This window comes from Microbacterium sp. MMO-20 (genome assembly GCF_037147735.1).
Taxonomy (GTDB): domain Bacteria; phylum Actinomycetota; class Actinomycetes; order Actinomycetales; family Microbacteriaceae; genus Microbacterium.
Genome location: NZ_JBBCUU010000011.1, coordinates 26,587 through 53,393, shown reverse-complemented (window position 1 = coordinate 53,393; position 26,807 = coordinate 26,587). Strand labels below are relative to the sequence as shown.

Here is a 26,807-nt window from a genome sequence, read left to right as displayed (position 1 = left end):
GGCTGTTCCGTTTAGGGTGTTCACAGAGAATCCCGTTTGGGGTAGCCTAAACGAAACACTGTTCGGAGGTACGGGATGCCTGATCACGAGGCCGAACTGCGGGCGTGGGCGAGGGGTCTGCTCCCGCTCGAGGCAGCGACCGAGCTGCTGATTCGCGCGGGATGGGCGGGTCCGGGCCGAGGGTGGGTGCACCGCGACGACAGCGGGCGTGGCTGGATCAACTTCTCGGAGATCCCCGACATGATCGGCGGATACTCCGGAGGAGAGCAGCGTCTGCTGATGATCGCTGCTTCCCTCGGCGCCGACCAGGACGCGCCCGTAACGATCAGCCTTCCGGACGAGCTTCCGGGACTTGATCGAGAGCATGCGGAGCTTGTGCTCGCAGCGATCGCTCATGCGGCCGGATTCCACGAGCCCGGGCGCACCATTGAGATGGTCCACGGCGCGCCTCGCATCGTCGACGTCGATGCTCTGTACACGTGGCCCGACGGCGGTCAGTCGTGAGCGTCATCGCGGAATGGCACTGGTTCTGTCAGCGGTGCGATGAGCACTCGGAGGAGCCCTACGGTGACGAGTACAGCGCAGCGGAAGGCGAACGTGCTCACCTCCGCGAAGCACACTCCGGGGCGGACGACCGATGACGGAGGGCCCGTTCGATCCGGTGCTGCTGGACCTGAGTGACGCCGACGACTACACGGTGCTCGTCGCCGCGATGCACGACTATGCCGGCCAGCTCGAGCACGAAGCCGACAACGAGGCGGCGGCCGCGCGCGCGTTCGACTATGAGGAGGACGCGGTGCACATCGCACACCTGCGGGGCTCCGCGGCTCGCCTGCAGCGGATGCTCGCTTCTATCGAGCAGCAGCTCGACGCGAACAGCGACGCGCGTAAGAGCGTGGAGGGCGACTCGTGAAGGTCGGCTACTCCCGCGTCTCGACGAACGAGCAGGACGTCGAGATCCAGCACGCGTTCCTGGTTGCTGCCGGCGTCGGCGAGGACCGCATCTACACCGACGTCGGCTTCACCGGCAAGAACGCCCAGCGCGCCGGCTTGCACCAGGCTCTCGTCGCCGTCCGCGAGGGCGACACGCTTGTTGTGCCGAAGATGGACCGCCTGGCTCGCAACGTCGAGGACACCCTGCATATCGTGCGTGAGCTTACGGAGCGGGGTGTGATCTTCCAGATGGGTCACACGGTCTACGACCCGCGCGACCCGTGGTCGAAGCTGTTCCTCACCTTCCTCGCCGCGATCGCGGAAGCCGAGGGCGGGTGGATCAGTCTGCGTACGCAAGAGGCGATGGCGCGCCCCAGTGTGCGGAAGAAGCTGAAGGGCCGACAGCCGGCTATCCCGCCCGAAACGGACGCGGCGATCGCGAAGGCGATGGAGGAGGACGACCGGTCCGCGGCCGACGTCGCGCGCATGTTCCGAATCTCGCGTAGCGGCGTGTACCGGGCCGTGGCCAGGCATCGCGCCCGTGTGGGGAGTGAGCGATGAAGCTGATACCGATTCCCGACGCCGACGGAACTCCGCAGATTTGGATCAACGTCGACCACCTGGTGAGCGTGATGCCCGTCTACCGCGGCGGCGCAACGGGAGTCCTCGTCGGCGTGGAGCTCAAGGTCGACGGGATGCCCCTGTACCGGGTGAACCTCGGTGAGCACTACGACAAGGCCGCAGCTGCGGCGGCGTTCGGGGGGTGGCTGCTGCAGCTGCAGGACGGGCCGTCGGACCCGGACGGTACCGTGGCGATCGACGGAGGGGGTAGTCATGCCTGAGTGGGCGTTTTCACTGGCATTGGTGGTCTGCAGTGCCGGGATGGTCGTCGGAGTCTGGATTTTCGTCGTCGGCATGCGGCTTCGTGAGCTGCCGGCGACGATCGACGGGGTGCGGGTGGAGATCACCGCCGCCACGATCCACCAGGACATGGTGCTCGAGGCCACCTGGCGTATCCCGGTGATCGTGTCCAACCCGTCGCGCCGGCCCCGCCCGGTCCTCATTCTCGAGCGTATCGCGCTCGTGCGTGCTGGTCGAGCGCATTACACCGCCACGGTGTCCACCGTCGACGACTGGGAGACCCTTGACGGGGGTCGGCTGATCCTGAACCCCGGCGCGACCGCGCTCGGTGACGTGTGGGTGACGCTGCCGGCGGGGGAGACCCCGCGACAGTTGACCCTGCGGCAGCTGCGCCCCCATCAGCGTCCGATCCACGCGCGGTTCCCCCGCGTCACCCCAGTAAAGGCAAGGAGCCTCGCATGAAGCTGACCGAGGAGCAGGCCACTACCCTGATCACGAATGTCGCGCTGGCGAGCATTCATCACAACGAGGATCTCGCGCTCGTCGACGAGGGCCGCACCGCGTTCGCGGAGCTCGCGTGGGTGATGGAAGCGGTCGCTGACGCGGACCTCACCGACGACGACCGGGACACGCTGCGGATCCTCTGCGGGCGGGCGATCACTGACCCCACCACGTACCGTGGCGACTTCGTCGACCAGGTGCTCGCCGCGATCCCCCAAGAGGCCGCCAGGTCCTTCGAGGGCTGAGTCGTGGTCGATCTTCCGCCCCCGAGGCCGCGGTCCTCGACGGATCCCCGACGTCGCGCTCATGAGAGCGCGGCCGCGCGGTTCTTCAGCGCGGATCGGACCCGCGCCTGGCAGGCCCGCTACGCCGCCCGCGACGACGCGCAGCAGCCGCCCGCTGTCCGTCGCGCGCGCAGGGAGGCTGAGGCGCAGCGGCGCCGGCAGGTCGCCGTCGACCGCGCGCGGGAGTGGAACGAGGCACACCCGGAGCAGCGCCGAGCACAGCTGAAGCGGTGGCGCGACGCGAACCGCGACAGGATCCGTGAGCAGGGCCGCGCCGCCTACGCGCGAAACCGGGAGGCGATCGCCGCTCGAGGCAAAGACGCCCGCGATCGCGACCCGGAGAAGTACCTGCAGCGCAGCCGCGACTGGCACGCCCGGAACCCCGGTTACGCGACCGAGTACGGGCGCCGATATCGACAGGATCCCGAACGCTACGCCCTCCAGCTGCAGCGAAACCGCGAGGCGAAGCGGCTGCGTCGACGCCTGCAGGCGCTGGGGTTGCCCCCACATCGGGTGCAGCGCGCCACGGCCGCCGCGCGGCGTGCGAACGCCCGTGACGCGGAGGAGTTCTTCACCTCTGAGGACCGTAGGATCTGGCATGCGCAGTACGCCGTGTTCCACGACGCCTTGGACCGGATGATCGCGGAGCGGGGATCGTCGCTGCGCGCGATCGCGGATGCACGCAGCGACGCCCGTGCCCGGGTCGGGCTGCCGGTCCCGGACCGGGAGGACGTCGTGTACGCAGATGCGGTCGCGCTCGTGCTCGCTGAGCGGGGAAGGTTCGACAGCTTGGCTGGCGCCGACGTGCGCCGCGCGGTGGAGTCCGTCCGCGAGCTGCAGGCACGCCGGGAGGTGGATGCTCAGCGGGAGTCGTTGCGGGCCGCGCTCGTGACGTACGTGCGTCAGCACCAGGTCGCCCTCCGGGCGGATGCAGCTCTCGAGAACCGTGCCCGTGCCCAGGCCGGGAAGTCGTCGGCGCCGGTCGGCGTGCTGGCTCACCGGATCGCGTTCGACGCCGTCCGTGACCAGCTCGTCCTCGACCGCCTCGCCCCGGCCGACGTCGCGAAGGCGATCACCCGGGCCAACGAGTCGCACCCGGCACTGTTCGACGATCGACCGCAGCAGATCTCCGCCGATCGCACGCGTGCGGCTCCGCAGCCTCTCATCCCGCGCACGTCGTCCTCGCCAGGTCTCGCGCGTTAGGTGTAGCTACGGTGGACGTGCCAACCGTCCGGGTCTGCGAAGACGTCGAAGACGTAGCTCTCACCGACCTCGTCGGTTGCCTGGAATCGCCATCCTGACATGTGGCCTCCGTGCGCGACTTCCCAGACGGATGCCCGGAGCCGGGTCGGCCTGTCACTGACGCGCCATCGCCTGCCGGCGTAGAGCATCCGGGTGGGATGGTCGTCGACGAACCAGATCGTCGCCGGCTGGTCGGTGGTGGTGGACGTCGTCATGTCTTTCCTCCAGGTCGCTGGGTGACCGCTCCGCGCCACACCCAGCTGCGGAGCGACCGCCCGTCACGGAGGGTGAACTCGACCTCGACGGCTCGGTCGGTCCAGGCGATCGCGTGCGCCTTGACGCGCACCGCGGCTTCCGGGAAACGGACCCATGCGGTGACAGGCACCGGCGCCGGGGCGTGGGGTGTGGTGGTGGGATCGGCGCCGATCTCGGCGGCGCTGAGAGAGATCGGGCAGGGACGTAGGAGAAGCTCGTTGATGGCTTCCTCGCTCACGTCGGAGCCGTATCGCTTGTTCGAACCCATGACGTAGAGATTAGAACATCTGTTCGCTTCCCGCGCGAGTGTCGCCCGAGTCGGGCGGGCGAGTGCCTGATGCCGTTGACGCGCGAGACGGGTTGGCGGGGGTCGCTGTGTCCTTCGCGCGCACCCGCCGCCGAGCGTATGCGTCTCGGCGTGCCCATGCGCCGCCGGCCACGTCGATAACGAGGGTGAGCAGCGACCAAGCAGCAGCGGCGCTCCATCCGGCTCCAGTTGACGTAGCGACCGTGAAGACCTCGGTCATCAGGTCGATGAGCGCGGGGAACCGATGATCTTCGGCGGTCGTCCAGAGGAGCACGTCGACCGCCCGCTCTGCTGTTCGTGCGCGCAGCCGCGACAGGAGGCGGTGCTGCTCGGGGTTCTGATGACGGGAGAGGTCGTTAGTGAGTGTCACGTAGATGCACATGCACGGTGCCGACGCCGCGGCGTGCCGGGTGCTGTCGCGCGAACGCCGCCGTGAGCGCTGCCTGGCCGCCTCAAGCCCTGTCGCACCGAGCTACAGCTCTGCCCGACCCGCTGCGCGAATCCTCGACCCGGAAGCCGAATCTGAAGGCTGAGAGATGAAGAACACGAGAAATGCACGCAGGCACTTTTAGTGGATGAGCTACGCTGGTCGCATGCGCGGTGGTCTGGAGCGGTGGAAGCGGGGGGTGAACTCCCAGGGCTTGAAGCAGGCGATCGCGTACGCGATGGAGGGCACGTGCGACTCGCATCTTCGGGCCAGCTCCGGCGTCGACGCCCTCGAGCACTACGCTGACGCCGCCTCGGTTTCCCGGTTCGTCGTCGAGGACGGTGCGATCGCCGTCGACGAGCTCGACGAGGCCCGGTTGGCGGCGTGGGTCGACGGGCGTGACCCGGACACGGGGGAGCGGCGTGGGCGTGAGCTCGCGTCCCCGGTCGCGGACCTGGTGCTGGACGGGACCATCAACGCCCCGAAGTCATACAGCCTCGCCGCGATCTTGCATCCGGAACTCGCGGCCGAGTTCGAGCAGCTGCAGGATCGGCTGCGGGATCGGGTCATCACGTCGTGGCAGCGGGAGCTCAACGCGCGCCGCGGCGCGGCGGGGCGCATCCGGGAGAACCTGAGCCGGGTCGAGGTCGTCGAGCTGCAGCACAAGCGGTCCCGTGCCCTCGATCCGCACGTGCACCGTCACCTGTGGCTCAACGTGAAGGTGCGGGGGGAAGACGGGCGGTGGTCGAACATCGATTCGCGCGTCGCGATGAAGATGCACACGCTCGTCAACGCGGAAGGAGAGCTCGCGGCGCGCACGGACCCGCAGTGGGTAGCCGCTCTCGCACGCCACGGATACACCCTCGGCGCCGACGGGGAGATCTCCGAACTGGCACAGGTGGTCAAGCCGATGTCGCGCCGATCGAACCAGATCGAAGCGAACCGGGCGATGCGGATCGCGGAGTGGAAGGACGCTCACCCGGGACAGGAACCGGACCACCTGGTGCTCACTCAGATCGACCGGTGGGCGTGGGCGCAGGGTCGCCCGAACAAACCCGGCGACGTCGACGAGGCCGACTGGGAACAGATGGTGCGCCGTGAGCTCACCGACCTCGACCCGGCGATCCTGCTGCCGCGGGGCCCGGTCGACGCGCCCCGCGTCGACGTCGGAATGCTGGACCGTGACCTCCTCGCGTCCGCGGCCGCCGTCGACGCCGACAACCGCTCTGCCGGCAACGGCGGCCGGTTCAGCATGTTCGATCTGCGCGCCGGAGCGACCCGCGCCGTCGCGGCATCCGGTGTCGTTGCCGATCGTGCACTGCTCGGTGAGGTCATCGACGACGTGGTCGCCCGGGCACGCCTCCTGGCCGTGGATCTCGTCGACGGGGACAGCGACATCCCGCAGCACATCAAGAGCATGATGTCGATCGCGACCGCCTCGCTGAAGGTCGACCTGGCGGCACGGTTCGACGCTCTCACCGCGACGGGCGTGCAGCTGCCGCAGGGCGACGTCGCCGCCCTCGCCAGTGAGGTCCTCGAGGAAGGACGCACGCTCGACGAAGGACAGACCGCCGCGGCCGGCGCGATCGCCGGCACAGACCGGCTCGTCACCGTGACCGGGCCCGCCGGCACCGGCAAGACGACCATGCTCCGCGTCGCCCGCGAAGCGCTCGAGCGGCAAGGCCGGCGGATGGTCGTCGTCGCCGCGACGAAGAAAGCGGCATCCGTCGCCGGCCGCGAGGTCGGGACCACTGCGTCGAGCCTCCACGGGCTGCTCCACGACCACGGGTTCCGGTGGTCGACCGACGCCACCGGCAGGGACGTGTGGGTGCGGCTGCAGCCAGGGCAGGTCGACCCCTCCCGCCGCGGCGCCGACGGGGCCCCAGCGATCTATGCGGGGCCCCGGACGATCCTGCAGGCGGGGGACCGGGTCGTGGTCGACGAGGCCGGCATGGTCGACCTGCAGGCCGCGAACGCGCTCGCGCAGCTCGCGTTGGAGACAGGCGTTGGGATCGCGATGGTCGGAGATCACCTGCAGGCGATGCCCGTGGGGCACTCCGGCGCCATGGCGATGATGAAGCGGCGCAGCACCACGGTGGTCGAACTGACCGCCGTGCACCGGTTCGTCGACCAGGAGTACGCGCAGCTGTCCCTCCGGCTCCGGGAGCCGGCATCCCGCGACGAAGCGATCGCCACGGCGAAGGAGCTCGACGCGCGTGGACACGTCGCGGTCGTCGAGCATGGGCAGGCCGCGCGAGAGCGCATGGTCGACGCGTACTTCGAGTGGGCCGGTAAGGGGCAGGACGTCGCGCTCGTGACCAGCACCAACGAGGAAGCGCAGCAGATCAACGAGGCGATCCAGGCCCGGCGGGTGCAGCTGGGGCAGGTCTCCGACCGGCTCGTCACGGTCGGGCAGAACGAGCAGCGCATCCTCGTCGGCGACGTCGTGCAGACCCGCCGCAACGACGCCGGCGCCGGCGTCGAGAACCGAGCCCTGTGGAAGGTCGCAGACATCGCCGACGACGGTGTTCGCCTGGTCGCGACGGGGGATTCCGGCGACGTCCGCGACGTGACCGCAGAGTACATGGCCCGGCACGTGCACCTCGCGTACGCGTCGACGGTGCACGGGGTGCAGGGGGAGACGACCGCGGCCGCGGTCGTCGGTCCCGGCGTGAACGCCGCCGGTCTGTATGTCGGGATGACCCGGGGCCGCATCCACAACGAAGCGATCGTTCTCGGCCGAGGACGCGATGCCGCGGTCGACGAGCTCGCGGCCACGATGATGCGCGGAGCGCAGGAAGTCACACTCGACGACGCCACCGCCGCGGCGGCTGTCGAGCTGGGACGTGCCGCTCGTCGACCTGTGCCGTCCGACGGCCCCGTCGCGCGGTGGGATGATCGGCGCCGACGCCCGCTGGGAGCGATCGTGGATCTCGACAGGTACGTCGCGGCCGCGGCCGCCAGGGTCGTCCCGCTGCGTGACCGCCTCGACCAGCTCACCGACCTCACCGCCCGTGGCGAACGCACGCTCGCCGGCGTCGAGGGCCGCCTCGCGGCGATCGACGCCCGCAACCACGCCGCGGCGGCGTCTGGGCGGGCTCTCACGGACCGCGCGACGGCCGAGGGAAGCAGGGACAAGGTCCGGGAGCGGCTCACCCAGCTCGAGCAGGAACGCGCCGAGCTGCTCGAGCAGTACCGCCGCGACACCCGGATCGTGGACGCCGCACCCGCCGAAGCCTCCGCCCGCACCACGCAACCCCCGGCCGTACGTGGCCAGGAGGATCAGGCGCGTCTCGCCCGCACCCGCGGTGCTGCGGCACAGCAGAGCCTGCAGCGCGGACCGTCCCTCGGCCGCTGACGCTCACTGCACCGGTCGCGGTTCGCTCGGTGTAGGTTCTCAGTGATCGGCGGGCGCTGTGCCCGCGAACAGCGAGGAGACGCAATGGGTGTGGCGGAATTCCTGTCGTTCGGAGACGTGGTGAATGTCGTCCTGACAGAGGAGGCCTTTCCGTTCGTCCAAGACCCAACTGATTCCCGAGGGACTCGCAACGGCTTGCAGGGGCGAGTGATCTTCGCGGACACGGTCGGCCTACGGGTGTACAGCGACGGCGGCCGTTGCATGCCGCTATTCGCGGACGACAGCTACAAGATCGAAGAGTCCAGCCTCACCGGAAACGGCGGAGCATTCTTCCCGTGGAGTTCGGTGGTTTCCGTCGTCAAGGTGAGCGACTCAGAGCGGTACGAAGCGGAGTGGGAGCAGCACGAGCGCGACCAGGAAGCGTTCTACAACGCGCATGGATCCTCGCCGGCGTCCAGCAGCGAGTTCTACCGCTGGCGCAACTCGATCTCCCAGACCGCATACGACGCCGCGTACAACACGCCTCGAACCGAGTAGTAGCAGCGGCGCCCACGACTGGCGCACTACTGACATAATCGCAATTATCGGGAAAAGTCCTGGTTGAAAGCTATTTTCTTGGGTCAGCTCTGTTGATGACTCGAACGCGGCTGTTGTGCATCACCAGAGCCGGGTAGTTGGGATCGATCTTGTGGACGACGCCGAGGATCTCGTTGAGGCGGTGGGCGACTTTGACGTCCAGGATGTTGTCGTGGTGCGCCACCCGATTCCTGAGTCTGCGGATGCTGTCCAGTCGAGTGCCGATCCCCACGCGGGCTGCATCACTCCCATCGTTACCGTTGGCGAATGCGCCCGATATGCCCTGCGCCCACAGGTTCTGTTGGCGCGTGTGAGGTTCGGTCTGGCTGAGCGGGATGAGCACCTTCACCCATGTTCCGAGCATGATCTGGGCGACGACGTCGTCGTGGGTAGGTGTGACGCCGTGTCGGGGATGGTTCTTCGGCCGCCTCTTCGATTCCTTGCGGGCACGCGCCCGCGCCTCCCGGAGTTCCTTGCCGAGCAACCCATACAGATCGCCCTTCGCTCCGTGCTCGGCGGTCCACTCCACTGGACCGCCCTGAGAAGCGTTCCACCTCGAAAGCTCCCGGTCGAGGGTATTCCGCACGGCGATCTCAACAAACGAGATCTGAGCGTGCATGGCACCGGATAGCTCGGTGGCCCAGGAGTAAAGCTCCCACGCGGCATCGTCGTCCTGGTTCGAGGCCGTGAGATAGGGCGTGAAGCGGGGCGCGCTCAGTAGACGAGCACGCGTCTGACGTTGACTGATCACGGGTGACACCGTATCCTGGTTGCAGAGCAACGGGCTTGGACCGTTGCGCATACCTCTGAAAGACCCTCGCCGTTTCGGTGAGGGTCTTTCTGTTTACAGGCGGATGCCGCCTCCTCGACCGCGGAAGCTTCTTTGGCCTGCTGCGTCGCGTGAATTCTGCCGACGAGACCAGATACGGGTTCCGGGCCTGGGTGCTCATTGGTGCCTTTCGGTGCTCCACTGGCGGGGGAAGGGCCGCCGGTAGTTAATCGACACCCGTAGGCGCTGTTCGACACCTGGACGCGCTCTTCGACGGCGGCGCTGTCGCACGTGCGCAGGTCGACGAGGACGGGAACGCGTCGAGCATTTCCCGTGGCCGCGCCCGAGTGGCCCTCGGCCGCAGCCCGAGTAGGCGTTCGCCGGCATCGTCTGCGCAGCGACCCATGACGGTGAGGGGTTTCGCCGTCCGAGTAACGGACCGTTGGAAACCAGTACCTTGGGGGCAACTCTCTAGCCAAACCCGAGGTGCTCGTGGAACTCAAAGACATCTTGCTTCTTCTCGGCGGCGCGATCCTGGGGTATCTCGTCCAGCTCCTCGGCGACCGGTGGCGCAACGTCAGTGACGACTACGAGCTCTGGGCAGAACTCGTGTCCTCCAGCATCGAGACCCGCGAGGACGGCATCGGGGCTCAGCTGGAGTACGTGTGGGACGGTCGCACCGTCCAGCATCCACACGTCGCCGACCTATACATCTGGAGCGTCGGAAAGCGGGACATCACTTCCGACCAGTTCGACGCAGGCCGTTCGCTGACCTTCCAGCTCGGCGTACCCATCGTTGGTGAACTCGACGGCAGCTCGTTCGCCGCGATGGAAGAAACACGCGCCACGGTCTCGTCAACGGGGAGCGTGGTGATGGGACCGAGCATCATCAGAAAGAGGATGGCCGGACACTACCGGTTCATCACAGACGGCGAGCCCACACTAGAGACGTCAAACCCCGTCGCCGATCTTGCCGTTGGTGCCATCGGACACCATACGAGCACCTCCCTGCGCCGCACCCTGAAGCTCCTCGGTGGCCCTCTATTGAAAGGCGGGGGCGTGGTGGTCGGGCTCTCTGGGTTTGTTCTATTGATCTGCCTCTTGAGCGCGGATCAGGTGGGGTCTTCCAGCGTTCCGGTGCTCCAGCCGATCGTGAATGTAGTTGCAGTCGCGATGCTTCTCGGAGGGTTCATCGCAGCCGCTGGAATAGTGCTCGTCTCTCTCGCCGACGCGCCACCTCGACGGGTCAGGCGCGCCGTACGCATCCTCCGACGATCCCTGGGCGACAAGACCGTCCCCTACAGCCTCGCCTCCGGACAACCAACGAAATACTGACATAAGACTCACACTGGCGCGTGCACGATTCTCCCGGCGTCCTGCATCCGTTCATCGACGGGGTACGGGTGCGAGCGGAGGGGATGGTCGGCAGGAGGAAGGGCCTGGGGTTCAGTGATGAACCGGGGGAAAGTGGGTAATCACTCCCACCGTGACTATCACTATCACCAGAACGATTTCCACCGCGATGATCTTGGCCAAGATCGCCCTCTGAACCGGTGTCACCGCGGGCCCTCGCACGCCAAGAAACTATCCGAAAGTCGGTATACCTCGATCCCGCTTGGGCGTAGCTTCTGAGCCACTAGAAGGGGAGTTGACATGTCGAAGATCCGTTCGACCATTCTCAAGAGTGCGACAGCCGCCGTTCTCGCCGTCGGCTTGAGCGTCGGCGCAGCCTCAGCAGCATTCGCAGTGACTCGTTCCTACGGGCCTTTCCCAAACGCGGGCTCGTGCAATTATGAGCGTTCTGCGGTCCTCGCAGCCAACCCGGGATCAACGGCCACCTCTTGTGGACGAAACCTCGGTGCGAGCTGGTTCTTCACCGCATACAACGTCAGCTGAGCCCAACGAAGGAACGCTTACTGGAACAGCGACGCGAACTGGCCCTTCGCTGGAATCGTGTTGTTGGCGATCGTCTCGCCGTTGACGGCGACGGTCGGTGTGCCGATGCCGCTCGAGCCGGGCGCGACTGGGGTCTTCTCGGTCATCGAGGCGACGAACTTCTTGTAGGTGCCTTCGGTCACGCAGGAGTCGATGCCGCTCACACCGACGCCCTTCGCGATCGTCAGGATCTCGTCATCGGTGAGGCCGGTCGAGTTCTCAGCAGGCTGACCCTGGAACATCGCCTGCATGAACGGCACCGCGGCATCCGGGTCGGCCTCGGCGACGCAGTACATCGCGTTCGCTGCGCGCGTCGAGAACGCCGTCCCCTGCGAGTAGCGGTCGAGGATCGCGATCGGGTGGATGTTGAGGGTGATCGTGCCGTTGTTCACGAGATCGAGGATCTCGTCGCCGTACGTCTCCTCGAACTTGTTGCAGATCGGGCACATGAAGTCGATATAGGTGTCGAGCGTCTGCTCCCCCGACCCGACCACCACGGCCCCGGTCTCCTGGTTGACACCCGACCCGCTCGGCGGGGTGCCCGGGTCGGTCGCGGCGTTGTTCATCCACACCACGAGCGCGATCACGAGCCCCACGACGGCGACAACCGCCACGCTCACCCAGATCGCGAACCAGTTGGTCTTGCCCGCTGCTGCCTGCGCCATATGTGTCGGCCTCCGTGTCCGGTTTCAGTCCGCCTCTATTCTCTCCCACAACGATCGGCCGAGCTCAAAGGCGCGGCTCTACAAGAGAGGCGCGTCCTCTCATCCTGCGACGGCGCCGCTGTTGTGGATTACCTACGATCTCGCCGCGTCACGCGTGCGTGGTGCGGATCCACGTGGTCCACTCGGCGTCGGCATGGGGGAACGTGCGTCGCCGGGGCTTGACGTGGCCGTCGAGGCATCCGTTCTTGTACGCCGTGCCGAAGCGCGCGCGTGCGAGGGTCAGCCGTTCGTGCCAGGACACGGGCCCGTAGCCGGTGTCGCTGGGGTCGAAGGATGCCACGTGCGCGGTGTGCAGCGCGGAGAGCTCCTCGACGAGCGCGCCGTGCTGCCACCAGCAGTCCGGGATGAGGGTGTTGGGGATCTCGTACCGGACGACGAACCATTCCACCCAGTCCCGCAGCGCGGTCCACGCTTCTACGATCGCCTCCCGGTCCTCGAGGGCCCGCCAGTTCACCACGAACCCACCGATGATCGCGGAGCTCGTGTCTCGGTCGATCGGGTTGTAGCTCTCCTCGAGGAATTCGTCCACTGAGGCGTCGAACGCGTCGCCGCCGGAGTTCGGGGGGGTCATCGTGTGCCTTTCAGGGCCGCCTGCAGGCGTTGCAGGGCGATACGGGTGGCTTCTCGCCGTGACCGGTATCGGGAGAGCACCTTGTCGCGGTCGATCAACCGGTGCAGCAGCTCGTGGCAGCTGGGGTGCATGCTGAGGAGGTCTTCGTGGTCCTCCCCCGCGACCCAGCCGGCGCGGGGGTCTTCGAGGACCCCGGTGTAGTCGAGGTGGTGCAGCTCGAGGCGGGCCTTGACGTCGACGGCGCCGCAGCCGGCGCAGGACAGCCGACCCGCCCGGGCGGCCTCTTCGGTGAACCACGCGTCGCGGCGCCGGAACCAGACCATCGACCGCAGGTACCCCGACCGGTACCTCACGGCGCCGCGACGCCGGTTGCTCACGGCCTCTCGCCCCGGTACGCGGCGGAGAACACTTCGTGCTGCTCCGCTTCGGTGCGGGCCTTCCCGGCGCGGACCTGGGCGGCGTCGTCGCGGGCGTCCCACCCGGACAGGTCGAGGAGCACGCCGCGCCGGTTCCTGTAGGCGAGGAGCCCGAGGGAGGGCGGCATCCGCCGGATCTCGTCGACGGTCATCAGCGGTCGCCGTTCGTGCTGCTCGCTCATGTTGCTGCCGGACGATGTCGTGCTCCACGATTCGGATACTCGGTGCACTTCCCGCTGCCCGAGGAGGGCCTCGATGTCGCGGAGGTGGTCGACGTGCGACGCGCCACCGAGGAGCACCTTCGCGGTCGCGGCCGCCCAGATGGTGTCGGCCTCGGCCCGCGACCAGGCGGTCTCGGCCTGGGAGAGCGCCTGCAGTACGACGAACGTGCAAATGCCGCGGCCGCCGCCGTCGGCCATGGCGCGTGGCAACCCACCCCATCGGAACATGTTCACGATCTCGTCGAGCATGAGTCCGAGCGGCAGCTGCAGGCGGGAAGACGGGGACGCGAGTGCCTTGCGTCGTGCGACCTCGACGACGTCGTCGAGGATCGCGGAGAGGAACCCGCCCATGGCGCCGGCACCGGATGCGGTGCCGAGCAGGTAGAGCGTGTTCTGCCCGGAGAGGAACTCCTCGACGTCGAACCGGCGGCCACCCTCCTGCGGGAGCAGGGCGTCACGGATGGCGGGGACCGCGAGGGGCGCGACCGCGCCCTGGACCCCGAACCACGTGTTCGAGAGGAGCTTCTCGTCGCCGGAGAGCACCGCGTGGAGGCTCTCACCCCACCCGGGCGCTCCGTCGTAGCGGAGGATGTCGACAGCGGCTTCCGCGAGCCCCGGTGTGGACGCCCAGTTGTACAGGTCCTTGACGGTCCGGCCGCCGACCGCAGCCGCGTGCAGCAGCCGCGACAGGATGGTGCCGGCGGCCTGCGCCCACTCCTGGTTCGTGCTCGAGGCGCCCAGCGCCGTCCCGGTGACGATCGCCGCGCCCCGCTGCATCGCGACAAGAGGATCCTCGCACCCGGCGATCGGGTCGATGCGGGTCACGTCCCGCATGCCCGAGAGGCCCTGCGGGTCGAAGACGTGCACGTCTCCGCGGGCCTGCCGCATCCGGAGCGTCGCGGTGAGGTTGTCATTGGTCGTCGACGTGGTGATGAGTGGCCCCGACCAGTCCAGGATCGCGGAGATCAGGATGCGGTACCCCTTGCCCGACCTCGGCGGGCCCTCGAGCGCCACCGAGTCCTCGATCGACACGTACACGTCTGTTCCCCGCGATTGCCCGACCTGCCAGCCGACGTCGGTCGGACGGGGGCGCTGCAGGCCGGGGCGCAGCTGCGCCGCCCGGGCCAGCATCGCCTTCGCGGAGAGGTGCTTTCTCACCTCTTGGCGATCGGCGAATCCGCTTCGGGCCTGCAGCTCCGCGATGAAGCCAGCATCGCTATGACGCCACCGCGTGTAGGCGATTAGGCCCGCTACGAGCAGCGCGATCGCGGCGATCGCGATCGCGGCCGCGGTGATCTGGATCCCGGCGACCGGGACCGTGCACCCGTCGGGGACAAGGTACCCGTCGGTCTTGCCGGTGAACAGCAGCTCGAGCGCCGCGATCGGGTTGCGGGCGGTGGGGCGTTGCCCGCATGCCCCCGCGATCATCGACTCCACCAGCATCACCAGGCCCATCACGACCGCGGCGATACCCATGAGGATGCCGATCGTGGTCAGCTGGCGGCGTTCCTGTGTCATGCGTTGCCGCCTCTCCGGTTCCGTCCGACTCGCGCGACGAGCACGACGTCGCCCAGCTGGACGCGGTCTCCGTCCTGAAGGGGATGCGGGACACCTGGCGCCAACTGCACGGAGATGTCCCCGGAGGAGACGGTTGTGCCGTTCACGGAACCAAGGTCTGTGATCCAGGCTTCCTCCGCGGATGTCTCGATCCGTGCGTGCTGGCGCGAGATCGTGCCGGTGTGATCGTCGATCGTGACCGTGTCTCCCGCGGGCGCGGCGCGGCCGCGCCGGCCGACGACCGCAACGCCCGCGATCGGGGGCGTGTCTGCACCGTCGAAGACGACGGTGAGCGCGCGACGGACCAACACGGTCCGATCCAACTCGTCGTCGACGTCGGGCACGGTCTCCGCTCTCACCTCCGGCGGCGCCGGAGGCCTCCGAAGGGGACCAGGCTCCCCCGCCCGGACCGGAGTGCGAACCGGGGCCGTCGTCGGAAGCTGCGAGGCGACCGACAGGGGCTGGTCCGGATCGGGCGTCACGTCGAAATCGACCTTCTCCAGCAGGCCGCGGCCGTCGATGACCAGGTGCACTTCGCCCTGATCGCCGGCGGTGAGGATCTCGACCGGCACACCGAGCGCGACCGCCACCTGATAGGCCCGACCGACGACCACGTTTCGCATGTCCTGGCCGTCGGCGCCGGCCAGGTGCTCCGTCTCCCCATTGGGGGTGACGATCGTTGCCGTGCGTCCTGTGATCGTCGCTTGCAGCACGGGTCGTGCGTGCGTCATCTCGTTCATCCCTCCCACGACTCGATCCATTCATCGGCGCTCGTCTCCGTGGCCGGGGCAGCCCACACCCGATCGAGATCCCAGTCCTGCTCTGTCGTCGGCTGCGCCGGCCACAGGTCATCGAGCGTCAGGCCCGGCAGGGCCGGGCGCGGGTCGGGCACCGCCCGGTCAGAGATGAGCGCGTCGTCGGTCTTCGTCAGCTCGTACTCCGCGGGCGTCGACGTCGCGAAGCAGTCGACGACGTACGCATACCCGCCGACGTACGCGAGGAACTCTCCCTTCCGCAACCGCCGCGCGACGGCGACGTGCGGTGCCGGGAGGCTGAGACGTGCCCGCAGGTTGTCGGCTTCCTGAGCGTTCACATGGAAGAGGAACTTGTTCTCGATGTCCTGTACGAATGCGTACGCGAGGGCCCGCTCCTTGGAGCCGTCCGGGCCGACGGCGTCGAGGTCGCGCATCGTGTGCAGGATCACGATGTTGCTGATGCCGTACTTGCGGGAGAGCTTCAGCCACTGCTGGTACATCTTCAGGGCCTCTTCACTCTGCATGTCGCGCCAGCCCTCCTCGCGCACGAGGAAGCGGCGCCGGTGGGCGCCCCCATCGGAGACGGCCGCCTGCACCCAGCTCGACGTGCACAGCTGCGCAACCTGGGCGACCAGGTCGCTGCGCTGGAACAACCGCGACGTGTCGACCACGACGATCGGGGCATCCTCGTCGAACTGCACCGTCGAGTCGTCCTCGAACATGCCGGACAGCTCCCCGGTGATGAACCGGTCGAGCGTCAACCGCACGTCTTCTGCCGCCTCACGCGGCTTCGGGTCGACGGGCACTTCCCCCGCGATCATCCGGGTCAGCTGTACGTGCACGTTCCGGAGGGTGGGGTTGTCGTTCGTGGCCCCGATCGACAGTTGAAGGGCGTGGTTCGCGGCCGCGCTTTCCGCTGGGGTCAGGGACCGTCCCAGGGCGATCTCCAGCAGCTGGGTGAGCACCGTCGACCGACGTAGCTTCACCATTTCCCGATCCTCTTCGTCCTGGTCCTCCGCGCGCCGTGGCCCGCGGTCGAGAGGATTCAACCGGGATCCGTCACCTAACACGATCACGAGGCCACCCTCGGTGGCGCGCGCCAGCGGCACCCATTCCGCCTTCGGGTCCGAGGGGACGACCGCCTGGTAGCCCCACGCGAGCCCGCGCATCACAAGCAGCTTGATGGTCCCCGACTTCCCGCCCCGATACGCGCCGAGGACGAGGATGTTCGTCGACTGCGCGCCCCGGTCGGAGTCGTCGTTGTATGACTCCCACGGTGAGTAGCAGAACAAGCTGTCCGCGTTCATGTCGACGCCGAGGATTGGGCCCTTCATGCCGATCCCGGCATCCGCGACGAACGGGTAGATTCCGGACAGATCGCGCGTGCTGGCGTTGTGTGCCGGCACCGTGATCGGGAACAGGTTCCACCAGCCCCGCTCGAGCATCCCGTTCCCGAAGACAGGCCCGGTCGCTGGGGGCAGGTTCGCCTTCGTCGCTCGCTCCTCCGTCTGGATGGTGCCCGACTGCTGCCGCAGCTGTCGGCGGACCGCGCGCCGTTCAGCGCGGGTGAGCCCTGCCTCTTCGATGTGCCAGCCCGTGCGGTCGACCTGGCTCATTTCAGCCCCAGCCCGATCGGGAGGGCGCTTATGAGCAGCGCTTGCCCTTGCTGCCCGTACAGCACCTGCGCTTCCATGCGGCTGCGGGAGAGGGCGTTGCGGGCCCCGGCGACCGCTTGCTCCAGCTCCGCCTCGTTCGTAGCGGTCACGGTCAGGTAGGCCCCATACCGGTACTCGCCCTGACCGGACACGAGGTCCTCCTCCTGCTGCTCGAGCGCGTCGAGGTCTTTCTGGTCGATCGCGTTGCCACCCTCGCCGCGGCGTGCCCGCATCTTCTCGTTGGAGCGCCACGTCTTCTTCTCCCGCATGATCCGTTTGAACGCTTCCCGCACCGTGACCGGAGTGAGCACGATCGTGAAGATGTGGGAGATCGCCTCCTGGGTGACTGGGTGCCGTGCGAAGACCAGGTCGTTGACGAACCCGATCGGTGCCGCTGAGCGCGGCCACTCGTGGATCCACATCGTCGTGTGCACCCCCGAATCGGTCCGGACCAGGCCGCTTGCGCCTTTCGGCTCCTCCATGAACATCGGACCCATCGCCGCTGGATCCACGCCGGCGTCTTCACCCGTGCGGCTTTCGATTTCCGCAACGGAAGCCGGATCGAACGCCGTACGCGCGAGCGCAGCAACGCCTCGAACCGATAGCCACCGGGTGATGCGGATCTCGGTGCCCTCCAGCGCATCCGATACGTTCCCGGCCTCGACCGCAGCGAGGCGTTCGATGGCCGCTTGCCCGCCGCCGAGGGCCTTCAGTTGGCCGGTCATCTTCCTGAGGTCGTACGTCAGCGTCAGGTAGCACCGGTGGTTGATCGCGAATCCCTCCGAGACGTCCATCACCTCCCGGTATCTGTCGACTGCGCTCGGCGCACCGGTCGCTCCCCCGTGGGCTGCGAAATAGCTTCGGGCGACATCGATGGTCCCGGGGGTTGTCCGCTCCTGGGTCGTGACTCGCTTCACGCCCGGCCGCTGGGTGAACGACGCGAGGACCATCGACCACCGTTCCGCGAGCTCCATCCGCTCCTCGAGGTCCCGCATGAGGAACCCGGGTACCTCCAGCTGCGCGACGATCGACACCGTCTCGCCGTGGGGGTCGTAGATCGCGGCATGCCCGCTCCCGCTCCACAGCTGTATCGTTCCCAGGCGTCCCGGGAGCCGCACCGTTCCTGCCTGACGTGGACGTTCGGGCATGAAGACCTCCTTGTTTGCGTGCACCCACGGGTGCGTCCGCATCGCATGGTTGAGACTGACGGCCTGCCACCGGGGCAGCGACATCCCGTTCTTGCGGATCACCGCGCCCGCACCGAACGTCAGATACAGCGGCGCGGAGAACACCAGACCCAATGGCCCAAACTGCTGCACCGCGATAAGGACGATCCCCGCCGCGATCAACAGCGACGTCACCTGCCACGGGTCCAGACCCAGCACGATGCCTTGTGACGACCGCGCCGGCAGGCGCACAGGCCGCGCGATCTCTTTCTCGTCGACACTCACGACTGCTGGTTCCTTCCTGGACTCCGATACGACGGCGGCGGCGCCCCGCCCGGGGCTCGGCCGGCGCCCCCACGGGGAGCTGGCGCCGACTGGGGGCTACCCACCGGCGACCCGACCCGAGGTGACGCCGAGGGGCCACCTGCGGGGCCCCCGGCGCCCGGGTGGGAGGACGCCGAGCGCGGTTGCGGGGTTCTTCCGCCCGGCTTGCCCCCACCACCAGCTCGGCCCCCGGGCGGGCGCGGGCGTGATCCCCCGCCTGCGCCGCCGACGCGGGGCGACGGGATCTGCCGAAAGACGCGACTGCTCGCGCTGTGTGCGGCACGGCCGGCACCGGCCGCCGCGCCGTCGATCACCGACCCGCCCGCGAACGAGAACAATCCGAACACGGCCAGCGGGGCGAAGCAGATCACGATCATCGCGATCATGAATGGCCAGATCGCGGGATCCCAGAGCGAGTTCACGGACCTCAGCCCGCTCGTCGTGAACGCGAGCAGGCTCATCATCAAGGGGCCGGTGATCAGCGTTGCGGCGAACGCCGACACGTACCCGACCACCCACTGCTTCCCGATTGTCCGCAACGGGAACAGCATCCACGCGACCGGCCCGACCATCACCAGCGCGGCGAGAGCGACGTTGCGGACCATGAACACCAGCAGCATGAGCCCGCACACCACCAGCACGACCAGCGCGGCCGTCGAGCCGAAGAAGGGGTTCACCTGGCCGCCGCTGAACAGCAATGCCACGATCGTCCCGAACGGGTCTGCTGACGCGAACAGATCCATGGTGAGGCTATTGACTATGTCGCTGAGCTCGCCCATCAGCCACAACGTGGCTTGGGTGAGAGGAATGGTCACCGCGAGACGCACGATGGCGGCGAGGACGTCAGCGGGTGATCCGCTGAACGCGGCCTGCGTGATCCCGATGATCCCCGCGATCAGCAGGATGATCCAGACCGCCCAGACCCAGAAGCTCCATTGGCCGAGCGCGGCCGTCCACAACGCGCTCTTCGTCGTGAAACTGACCGCAGCAGTGGCTCGCCCTGCAGCGTCAATCGCCTGCACCGACATCGCCTCCGCGGCACTCTCCAAGCTTCCGCACAAGTCCCACGTCTGCGCGCACCCCCACTGATAATCCAGTTTCGGGACGCCCTTCCTTTCGAGCGCAGTCTGGGCCTCTTTCGAGCTCGCACACACTGTCACGCGCTCGGTCCCGAGGGGCACACCGAGGTAGCAGCTCATCACCACCGTGCTCGCAGAATCTGCCGGAGTGCACGTGACCGTGTTACCCGTGCGGCTGCAGTTGGCCGCGACGGTAGGAGCGGACCACGACTCCCCCTCCACTGGTCCATCGGCGGCGGAGGCCGTGACCACAGGTGCTTGTGACGCCGGCGCGGGTTCGACGGCGACCGCCGCGCCCGCCCCGGTCAGGGACAGCAGCGCGGCGATCGCGGCGCCGACGCACCAGCGCAGGACGACGGGCATGTCAGAACCCGAAGTTGAAGTTCACGAACCACTGGAACAGGCCGCCGATCGCAGACAGCGCAGCGGTCGCGATGAAGACCGTCACGATGTGCTTGCCCGCCCACGTGCGCGCCCCATCCGGGAGCATCCGGGTGAGCAACGCCAGAATCGCGAAAACGAGGGCGAGGAACGCGAGGACGATCGCGGTGCCGAGGATGTAGGAGACCAGCACCTGCAAGCCGCTCATCCAGGGAGCATCGAAGCGCGGCTGGATCGGGGGTACGTCGACCAGGGGAAGAAGGTGAAGCAGAGTCATGAGGGTTGGTCCTTTCGTTAGAGGGTGAGGCCGCGTGCAGCCATGAATGGCACGGGGTCGACCCTGATGCCGTTGATGAAGGTTTCGAAGTGGAGGTGGCAACCGGTACCCACACCGGTGTTGCCCTCGAGCCCGAGCGGTGCGCCCGTCTGGACCGTCTGCCCTTGGTGCACCACGAACGAGTTGTCCTGTAGATGCGCGTAGCCGGTCATCGTTCCGTCTGGATGCGTGATCAGGACTCGATTGCCCCAGCCACCGTCCGCCCACGCCGCATACGTCACCGTGCCGGAGTTGGCAGCGACCACCACGGAGCCGCACCCTCCCGCCATCGCCAGGTCGACGCCGTTGTGCTGATGCGGGACAGCGTCCGCCCGGTATCCGAACCAGCTGGTTACGGTGTACGCGTCTGAGACCGGAACGATCCACGACCCCGGAACCACCGGACCCGACGGACCCGGCTGGGAAGAAGACCCGGTCGACGCGGTCGCAGACACCGCCATGAAAAAGAACGAGCCCGCCATGCCCGCCAGCACGAAGCCCGCGAGCACCAGCGGCACAGCGACCCGCAACAGCTTGCGGACCAATCCCGCCTTCGCGACCACTGCGGCCGCCGCTGGAGCCGGCACCAGTCACTCCGACTTCGACCAGCCGAGGACCTTGCAGTCCCCCGGCTTCTGATCGCTCCCCGGACGAGGAATCGTGTACTCGTCACAACGGATGAAGACGCCAAGTCCGCGGCTCTGAACCCACGGCTCCTCCGTCGAATCGTGCGGCCGGAAGGTTACATCCACGGTCACCGCGAACCCCTGACCGTCTCGTGATGGCGGGTCCGCTCTAAGGTTTCCGTCGGGGAACGAGGGCTCCGCCGTAGCCTGCATCGTCGTTAGCTCGTCCCACAGATCGGCCGGCGGGAGTACGTCGCGGTTCAGAGTTGCGACGAGTACGTCGGTCTGGGTGGGATCGAGTTCTTTCCCGGGGCTGTCGTTGACCCATGTCGTCATCCAGGTCTTCAAGTACTCGAGGAACTGTGCCCTCGTGGCCTTGCGGGTATCGAACGTCGTCACCGCGCGCAGCGCTGCTTCCGCGTACGCCGCGGCATCCGTCGTGGTCGGCTCGACCACCCATCCCGCCTCAGTAGCGTCGTCATCAGTGATCGCTGCCGGCGACGACACCGCCGCGCTGGGCTCGACGGGCTCACCCGGCGTCACCACAGTCAGCGGAGTACGCGACGGTTCCGCCACCGACCCACCGCTACTCCCCAGTGTCACCGAGACCACCACAGCGGCCGCCACCGCAGCGGCCGCCAGCCCGATTGCCGAGGCGATCAGGGTCCTCGTCTTCTTCGTCATGCGCGACGCTCCATTCCGCTCGCTCGCTCGCTCGTCGCGTCCAGCAGCGCCATCGCCCGCCGGTACGCGTCATCCAGACGGTCGGGCACGACCTTCCGGTCCATACACAGCTGCCCCAAGAGCAGCGACCTGCAGATCGCCGCGACAGCCGCGCGGTACGCCTCAGTCACAACCACCCCCGTGCCCGGAAGATGGCGGATCAGCTCGGCCACGTCGACGAGCGTTGCGAACCGGGCGTCCAGCATCCCCACCACCGACCCATGCAGCGCAAGGAACCGCACAGGTTTGCCTTGTTGCTCCAGCTGACCGGCGAAGTCTTCCGCATCCCGCAGCAGGCCCGTTCGTGCCTCTCCCAACCAACGCGCGACGTTCTCCACATTCCGCCTTCGGTGCCTGGTCGCAGTAATCTCGCTCGCGCCAAGCAGCGCGTCGGCGGCGTGTCGAATCTCCAGCGCATACGCGCTCGCGCCCATACTGGCCAGCAGCACAGCCGGCGTCACACACCGCAGCATCCAGTGGACAGCGTCGTCATCGTGGACGATCAGCGCCCCACCTCGAAACCGCACGAGTCCGGCCCCCGCCGGCACCGCGCGAACATCCCCCTCAGCCAGCACAGTGCCTCCGCTCAAAAGTCGATCGCGTTGCACTGCCACGAGATCCCCCACGCGTCACCGGCCTGGTTCTCCCAAACATTCGTGACCGTGGAGTCCGCGGGCGGCATCAGATTGCTGGCCCAGTTGGCGGTCGCAGATCCTCCAGATCCCGTGCAAGCAGAGCTCGAATGGACCACCGACCCCCGGGGGTACGACACCGGTCCTCCGCCGGAATTGCCCCCGCCGGAACTCCCGCCACCAGACCCGCCCCAGCCGCCGCTCGAGCCACCGGACCCGCTCGATCCACCAGCGCTGCCGCCGCCGGTGGACCCACCCCAACCGCCGCCCGACCCACCAGAGTCTCGATTGCCGGAGTTGCTCTGGTCGGCGGCGATCGCGGCATCGTGGGAGGCCTTCGCCGCGGTCACCGCGTTCACGTACGCGTTGACGAGGGTGGCGGTGTCCGCGGTGGAGGGGCGGTCGGAGCCGCTCTTTCGCGCCTGCAGGGCGGCGACAGCGGCCGCGAGCGTCTGCTTCTCACCGTCGCCAGCGCGGTCGTAAACGAGGGTGGCGCCCTTTGCCGCCGCGGAGGCCACGAGGTCGTCGATAGTGCTCTGCGCCGTGGCGAGATCCTTGCTGATCTTCGCCTGTGCGGCTCCGACCTGGTCGACCAGAGCCGAAGCCGTCGAAGTGTGGGAGGCGGCGTTGTCCGCCGCACTGGTGAGTTCAGCGGTGGACGCCGACTCCTCTAGGGTGCCCCAGGCGCCGATATTGGGGATGCGGATCGATGACGGTGCCGCGGTGGTGCGCAGCTGCGCGATCGCGGCGGCCGCGGCATCACGTACCGCCGGGTCTGCCAGGAGATCTCCGGGCGTCTGGTCGACGAGGGCATGCAGCGCGTCCGCTTCAGAGGTCGCGGCGCTACTGGATGCCGCGAGGTCGGCGGCGGCTTTCGCCGCGGAGTCTGCAGCGGCCCTTGCCGTCGACGTGGCCTGCAGGTACGCATCGAGTGCCGTCGCATGGTTGGCCGCGCTGACGGACAGTGGGACGGTGATCGCGGCCGCGATCGCCACGACGGCTGCGATCGCTGCCCACGCCCACCACGGCATTCGTCGCCGACGGCTTTGCGTCGTCGTCTCGTCGATGCCCTGGTCAGGGGTGCTGGTCTCGGTCATGATCCTCGTCCTCGTTCTGGCTGTGGATCCCCGCGGGGGCTCTGGGGAAGCCCCCGCGGGGTTCTTGCTACCCGGACGTGCCGTCGCGTGCTGGGCAACACGTGACGCCACGCCTCCGGGGGTTACTGCCGGGCGGCGGCCTTCTGCCGGCGGCGACGGATTGCCGCGGCCATGAGGACCGCGAGCGAGCCGAGACCAAGGGCACCGACTCCCGTGCCGAGGACCCAGGCCGACGCCTGCGCGTCCCCGCCGGTGACCGCCAGGCGCGCCGCGTCGACCGGGATCGTCTCGGACGGCTCCCCGCACTCGCCCTGCGCCACGATCCGGCCCGTGGCGTCACGGGTCGTCTCGATGAAGTACACGGTGCTGGCCTTCGAGCTCTGCTCCGGCGTGAACTTCGCGGAGTCCATCTGGAAGTTCTTCACCAGACCACCCGTGAGGGTGATCGGGTCAGACGTCCAGATGCGAGTGTCGTCGGTGCAGACCTTCGCACCGTCGAACACGCTGTACGCCTCGAACGTCAACGTGCCCTTCTCGGGCACCTGGCCGTTCAGCAGAGCGGTGTCGAAGATCGCCTCACCCGGCTTGGCCGAAGCGTTACCGCTCTCGGTCTTCGCTTTCGTGGTCACGTCGACGACGAACGTCGTCTCGTTCGGCAAGCCGCACAGGCCACGGTGGATCTCGTTGCCCTTCGTGGAGCTCAGGACCTCAACCCAGTGGTACTCGCCCTCGACCTGGCCGGGAGCGGCCGGCGACACGTAGTCACCGGTCGTCTCGACATGCTGTGACTGTGACGTCCACAGGAGGTTGCCCGCCTCGCAGAGCCACTCCCCCGCCTCGTCCTTCGTCGCCTTGTACAGCTCGAAGTGCAGGTCCGCGCCGTCCGCCGGCAGCGTGCCGGTGACCGTCGCGGTGTCGGTGATCGTCTGACCAGGCTTCGCACCAGGGTGCGCCTCGGTCGCAACCTCGGGCAGGGTGATCTTCTGAATCTCCGAAGGGACGCCGTAGTCGTCCGAGAACGGCCGGACGTAGCCCGGACGGGGCTGATCCTGGTCGTCGATGCTCAGCACCCACACGATCCATCCGCCCTTGGCGTCCGGCGCCTGAATGCCGCCGTCAGCGAGAGCGGCAGGCGTGGTGATGTTGCCCACGTTCGTCACCTGCGTCGAGTACGTGCCCAACAGGGTCGCCGTCGACGGGATCGCCGTCGCCGGCACGCGCGCCGGGGTCTGTTCGCTCGTGTCGTGGTACGCCTTCCAGGTGATCTTCACCGGGACGTTGGCCGCGTTCTCCTGCAGCCAGTAGCCGCCCGAGTTGATCGTGGCCGTGTCCTGAGCGATGCCGCTGAGCGGCACCTCGTCCGTCTTCACCTGCGTAGTGCCCGTGATGTTCATCGGCACCACCGACGACTCCACGACCTGACCGAAGCGGTCCTGCCACGAGTAGCCCTCGGGGATGACGCGCTGCGTGCCCGCGCCCTGATCGGCGGCGCTGATCTTCCACACCCACGTGTAGAAGCCGCTCGTGGCCGCCGTGGTATTGGTGTTCGCGGTGTACGGGGCGGTCGGACCGCCCGTCAGCGTCGTTGTGATCGTCGCTTCACCCGCAACCGGAGCACCAGCCGGAACGGTGTCCGACTCCGCCGGCTGCGACTGGAACGGGCCGTAGACGGTCCCCGTGGCCTTCACCGGGGCGTAGTTGCCGGTCGTCGCCGACCGGAACCACGGGTTGTTGGTCCCGTCGACCGCGGCCGTGGAGAACACCAGCTGATCCGTGAACGGCTGACCCGCCTGCACGAACGTCGTCGCCGTCGTCGACAGCACCGGAGCAAACACCACCGAGCGCTCGTTCGGGTCCGAACCCGACACCTGGAAGCCCGTCTGCACCTGCACCGGACCGATCGCCCGAGCCATGCGCTGCATCCCGCCACCGAACTCGAGCACGTCGACCTCAGCCGGCCACACCGTGCCGCCACCCGTCGACCAGTTACCCGTCCCGGAGATCTTGTACGTCGTCGCACCCTCCGGCGGCAGCCCGTACACGCTGTAGGCGGTGTTTGCCTGCGCGTTCGCCTTCACGTTCGACTCGCCAGCATCCTGCACGCCGTTGCCGTTGTCGTCGAAGAACCCGTTCGTCAGGGTGATATCACCCGTCGACCCCGCCGTGCCCTGCATCGTTACGACACCCTCGAAGTTGTCCTCCGGGTTGACCGTGAACGTCAGTACGCCCGACCCGGGCGTGGTCGAACCACCAATGGTGATGCCGTTGGCCTGATCGACCATCGAGCGCGACGCGGCAAGCACCGCGGGCCCCTCGCTGGACTGCGACACGTACTTGGCCATGCCGTCCACGCCGCCGTTCTGCAGGTACGACGCCACGGCGAGATCGACCGCGGCCGCGGTCACGTTGTCGCCCGTGCCGCCCCACGTGCTGAGGATGTAGTTGATTCGCCCCAGCTCAGTCCCGCCAACGCCGTGCTGATTACCGGAGGAGTTCGCCCCCAGACCCGTCGCGCGGTACACGCTGGTCGGGCTGGATCCGATCGGCGCGTCGTACGTCCAGTCCAGGCAGAAGACAACACTGCCGTCCTGGATCTGCGCACCGCGGAAGCCCCACGCCCCGTAGTCGCCCTCGAGCGTCAGGCCGGCGCCTTCCGACGTCGCAGAAGCCGGTGTCGCCAGAGCAAAGCCAGCGATCGCGACGCCGCCAACAGCGGCGACCGCCACCGTTTTCTTCACACGGCGCGCCACGCGCCGCCAGCGCTTGTGCAGCGTCCCCCTACTGACGGGGGCCTCTCCACCTTCTACTCTTGACTGAGTTCCCGAAAAATGCATGAAGTTCCACCTTCGTTGTGTTGCCCGTTGGGGACTAGACGGGAGTCCGAGTTCGTACCTCGGGCTCCCGTCGCCACACCCTCACGTGATGTGGTGATGCCAGGTGCCGCCCCGCTAGTGAGCACCCAGAGCCATGACCTCTTGCCCGACCTTCGGTCGATCGAGCCAGATGCCTCCTTCCATGAGACGTCTTTCGCCGTCGGGCCTAACGCCACTTCGGCATCTACTAGCTGTTCGTCTACATAGGCTTGCGACTTTCGTCTATACCCGTTCTCGACATG

Annotated in this window: 28 protein-coding genes; 10 read left to right on the top strand and 18 right to left on the bottom strand. The window is 67.8% G+C overall.

Translation table 11 applies throughout. The features are described 5' to 3' along the window. The first annotated feature begins 75 nt into the window (after positions 1-75). The 7 genes from WFI52_RS12990 (at position 76) to WFI52_RS12960 (ending at position 3,782) form a co-directional block, all read left to right on the top strand. Positions 76-504, top strand: a complete 429-nt coding sequence (locus tag WFI52_RS12990; protein ID WP_336624966.1) for an ATP-binding cassette domain-containing protein — start codon at positions 76-78, stop codon at positions 502-504. A 133-nt stretch (positions 505-637) separates the two neighbouring features. Next, entirely contained in the window at positions 638-913 is a 276-nt protein-coding gene (locus WFI52_RS12985; RefSeq protein WP_336624967.1) for a hypothetical protein, read from the top strand. Beyond that, positions 910-1,494: a recombinase family protein gene (locus WFI52_RS12980; RefSeq protein WP_336624968.1), complete on the top strand. Its 585-nt coding sequence runs from the start codon at positions 910-912 to the stop codon at positions 1,492-1,494. Before WFI52_RS12985 ends, WFI52_RS12980 begins: the two co-directional genes overlap by 4 nt. Then, entirely contained in the window at positions 1,491-1,775 is a 285-nt protein-coding gene (locus tag WFI52_RS12975; protein WP_336624969.1) for a hypothetical protein, read from the top strand. Before WFI52_RS12980 ends, WFI52_RS12975 begins: the two co-directional genes overlap by 4 nt. Next, positions 1,768-2,256, top strand: coding sequence for a hypothetical protein (locus tag WFI52_RS12970; protein ID WP_336624970.1), 489 nt, complete (start codon positions 1,768-1,770; stop codon positions 2,254-2,256). The genes WFI52_RS12975 and WFI52_RS12970 overlap by 8 nt, the downstream gene beginning before the upstream one ends. Next, positions 2,253-2,540 (top strand): hypothetical protein, encoded by a 288-nt coding sequence (locus WFI52_RS12965; RefSeq protein WP_336624971.1) that lies wholly within the window; start codon positions 2,253-2,255, stop codon positions 2,538-2,540. Before WFI52_RS12970 ends, WFI52_RS12965 begins: the two co-directional genes overlap by 4 nt. A gap of 3 nt (positions 2,541-2,543) precedes the next feature. Then, complete coding sequence (locus tag WFI52_RS12960; RefSeq protein WP_336624972.1) at positions 2,544-3,782, top strand: hypothetical protein; 1,239 nt, start codon at positions 2,544-2,546, stop codon at positions 3,780-3,782. Here the strand turns inward: WFI52_RS12960 and WFI52_RS12955 are convergent. Genes WFI52_RS12955 through WFI52_RS12945 form a run of 3 tightly spaced genes read right to left on the bottom strand, consistent with a single transcriptional unit; the run spans position 3,779 to position 4,753 of the window. Beyond that, positions 3,779-4,036 carry a hypothetical protein gene (locus tag WFI52_RS12955; protein ID WP_336624973.1) on the bottom strand — a complete coding sequence of 86 codons (258 nt, stop codon included), beginning with the start codon at positions 4,034-4,036 and terminating at the stop codon, positions 3,779-3,781. The genes WFI52_RS12960 and WFI52_RS12955 overlap by 4 nt on opposite strands. Next, entirely contained in the window at positions 4,033-4,344 is a 312-nt protein-coding gene (locus WFI52_RS12950) for a hypothetical protein (protein ID WP_336624974.1), read from the bottom strand. The genes WFI52_RS12955 and WFI52_RS12950 overlap by 4 nt, the downstream gene beginning before the upstream one ends. 10 nt (positions 4,345-4,354) lie before the next feature. Next, positions 4,355-4,753, bottom strand: a complete 399-nt coding sequence (locus WFI52_RS12945) for a hypothetical protein (RefSeq protein ID WP_336637416.1) — start codon at positions 4,751-4,753, stop codon at positions 4,355-4,357. A gap of 223 nt (positions 4,754-4,976) precedes the next feature. Here WFI52_RS12945 and mobF point away from each other — a divergent pair, with 223 nt between their 5' ends. Further along, on the top strand, positions 4,977-8,168 hold the full coding sequence (mobF, locus tag WFI52_RS12940; RefSeq protein WP_336624976.1) for a MobF family relaxase: 3,192 nt from the start codon (positions 4,977-4,979) through the stop codon (positions 8,166-8,168). Between the two features lie 84 nt (positions 8,169-8,252). Further along, positions 8,253-8,705, top strand: a complete 453-nt coding sequence (locus WFI52_RS12935; RefSeq protein ID WP_336624977.1) for a hypothetical protein — start codon at positions 8,253-8,255, stop codon at positions 8,703-8,705. 70 nt (positions 8,706-8,775) lie between these two features. On the opposite strand, the gene WFI52_RS12930 is transcribed toward WFI52_RS12935, so the two are convergent. Beyond that, positions 8,776-9,495, bottom strand: coding sequence for a hypothetical protein (locus WFI52_RS12930; RefSeq protein ID WP_336624978.1), 720 nt, complete (start codon positions 9,493-9,495; stop codon positions 8,776-8,778). 504 nt (positions 9,496-9,999) lie between these two features. Between WFI52_RS12930 and WFI52_RS12925 the strand changes: the two genes are divergently transcribed. Beyond that, positions 10,000-10,848, top strand: a complete 849-nt coding sequence (locus WFI52_RS12925) for a hypothetical protein (RefSeq protein ID WP_336624979.1) — start codon at positions 10,000-10,002, stop codon at positions 10,846-10,848. 578 nt (positions 10,849-11,426) lie between these two features. Here WFI52_RS12925 and WFI52_RS12920 read toward each other — a convergent pair. From WFI52_RS12920 to WFI52_RS12855, 14 genes are all read right to left on the bottom strand, one after another. Further along, a complete protein-coding gene (locus tag WFI52_RS12920; protein WP_336624980.1) occupies positions 11,427-12,113 on the bottom strand; it encodes a DsbA family protein in 687 nt (228 codons plus the stop codon). 148 nt (positions 12,114-12,261) lie between these two features. Next, positions 12,262-12,744 carry a hypothetical protein gene (locus WFI52_RS12915; protein ID WP_336624981.1) on the bottom strand — a complete coding sequence of 161 codons (483 nt, stop codon included), beginning with the start codon at positions 12,742-12,744 and terminating at the stop codon, positions 12,262-12,264. Then, a complete protein-coding gene (locus WFI52_RS12910) occupies positions 12,741-13,121 on the bottom strand; it encodes a hypothetical protein (RefSeq protein WP_336624982.1) in 381 nt (126 codons plus the stop codon). Before WFI52_RS12910 ends, WFI52_RS12915 begins: the two co-directional genes overlap by 4 nt. Beyond that, complete coding sequence (locus WFI52_RS12905) at positions 13,118-14,899, bottom strand: type IV secretory system conjugative DNA transfer family protein (protein WP_336624983.1); 1,782 nt, start codon at positions 14,897-14,899, stop codon at positions 13,118-13,120. The genes WFI52_RS12910 and WFI52_RS12905 overlap by 4 nt, the downstream gene beginning before the upstream one ends. Then, on the bottom strand, positions 14,896-15,669 hold the full coding sequence (locus tag WFI52_RS12900; protein WP_336624984.1) for an FHA domain-containing protein: 774 nt from the start codon (positions 15,667-15,669) through the stop codon (positions 14,896-14,898). Before WFI52_RS12900 ends, WFI52_RS12905 begins: the two co-directional genes overlap by 4 nt. Positions 15,670-15,674: 5 nt before the next feature. After that, complete coding sequence (locus WFI52_RS12895; RefSeq protein ID WP_336624985.1) at positions 15,675-17,309, bottom strand: hypothetical protein; 1,635 nt, start codon at positions 17,307-17,309, stop codon at positions 15,675-15,677. Then, positions 17,306-18,766, bottom strand: coding sequence for an SCO6880 family protein (locus WFI52_RS12890; RefSeq protein ID WP_336624986.1), 1,461 nt, complete (start codon positions 18,764-18,766; stop codon positions 17,306-17,308). The genes WFI52_RS12895 and WFI52_RS12890 overlap by 4 nt, the downstream gene beginning before the upstream one ends. 29 nt (positions 18,767-18,795) lie before the next feature. Continuing rightward, positions 18,796-20,280 carry a hypothetical protein gene (locus WFI52_RS12885; RefSeq protein ID WP_336624987.1) on the bottom strand — a complete coding sequence of 495 codons (1,485 nt, stop codon included), beginning with the start codon at positions 20,278-20,280 and terminating at the stop codon, positions 18,796-18,798. A 1-nt stretch (position 20,281) separates the two neighbouring features. After that, positions 20,282-20,575: a hypothetical protein gene (locus WFI52_RS12880; RefSeq protein ID WP_336624988.1), complete on the bottom strand. Its 294-nt coding sequence runs from the start codon at positions 20,573-20,575 to the stop codon at positions 20,282-20,284. 17 nt (positions 20,576-20,592) lie between these two features. Further along, complete coding sequence (locus WFI52_RS12875; protein ID WP_336624989.1) at positions 20,593-21,177, bottom strand: M23 family metallopeptidase; 585 nt, start codon at positions 21,175-21,177, stop codon at positions 20,593-20,595. Positions 21,178-21,204: 27 nt separating this feature from the next. Further along, entirely contained in the window at positions 21,205-21,924 is a 720-nt protein-coding gene (locus tag WFI52_RS12870) for a hypothetical protein (RefSeq protein ID WP_336624990.1), read from the bottom strand. Then, entirely contained in the window at positions 21,921-22,538 is a 618-nt protein-coding gene (locus tag WFI52_RS12865; RefSeq protein ID WP_336624991.1) for a hypothetical protein, read from the bottom strand. Before WFI52_RS12865 ends, WFI52_RS12870 begins: the two co-directional genes overlap by 4 nt. Before the next feature lie 11 nt (positions 22,539-22,549). Further along, a complete protein-coding gene (locus WFI52_RS12860) occupies positions 22,550-23,692 on the bottom strand; it encodes a hypothetical protein (RefSeq protein WP_336624992.1) in 1,143 nt (380 codons plus the stop codon). A 122-nt stretch (positions 23,693-23,814) separates the two neighbouring features. Beyond that, positions 23,815-26,430, bottom strand: a complete 2,616-nt coding sequence (locus tag WFI52_RS12855) for a hypothetical protein (protein WP_336624993.1) — start codon at positions 26,428-26,430, stop codon at positions 23,815-23,817. Positions 26,431-26,807: the final 377 nt, after the last annotated feature.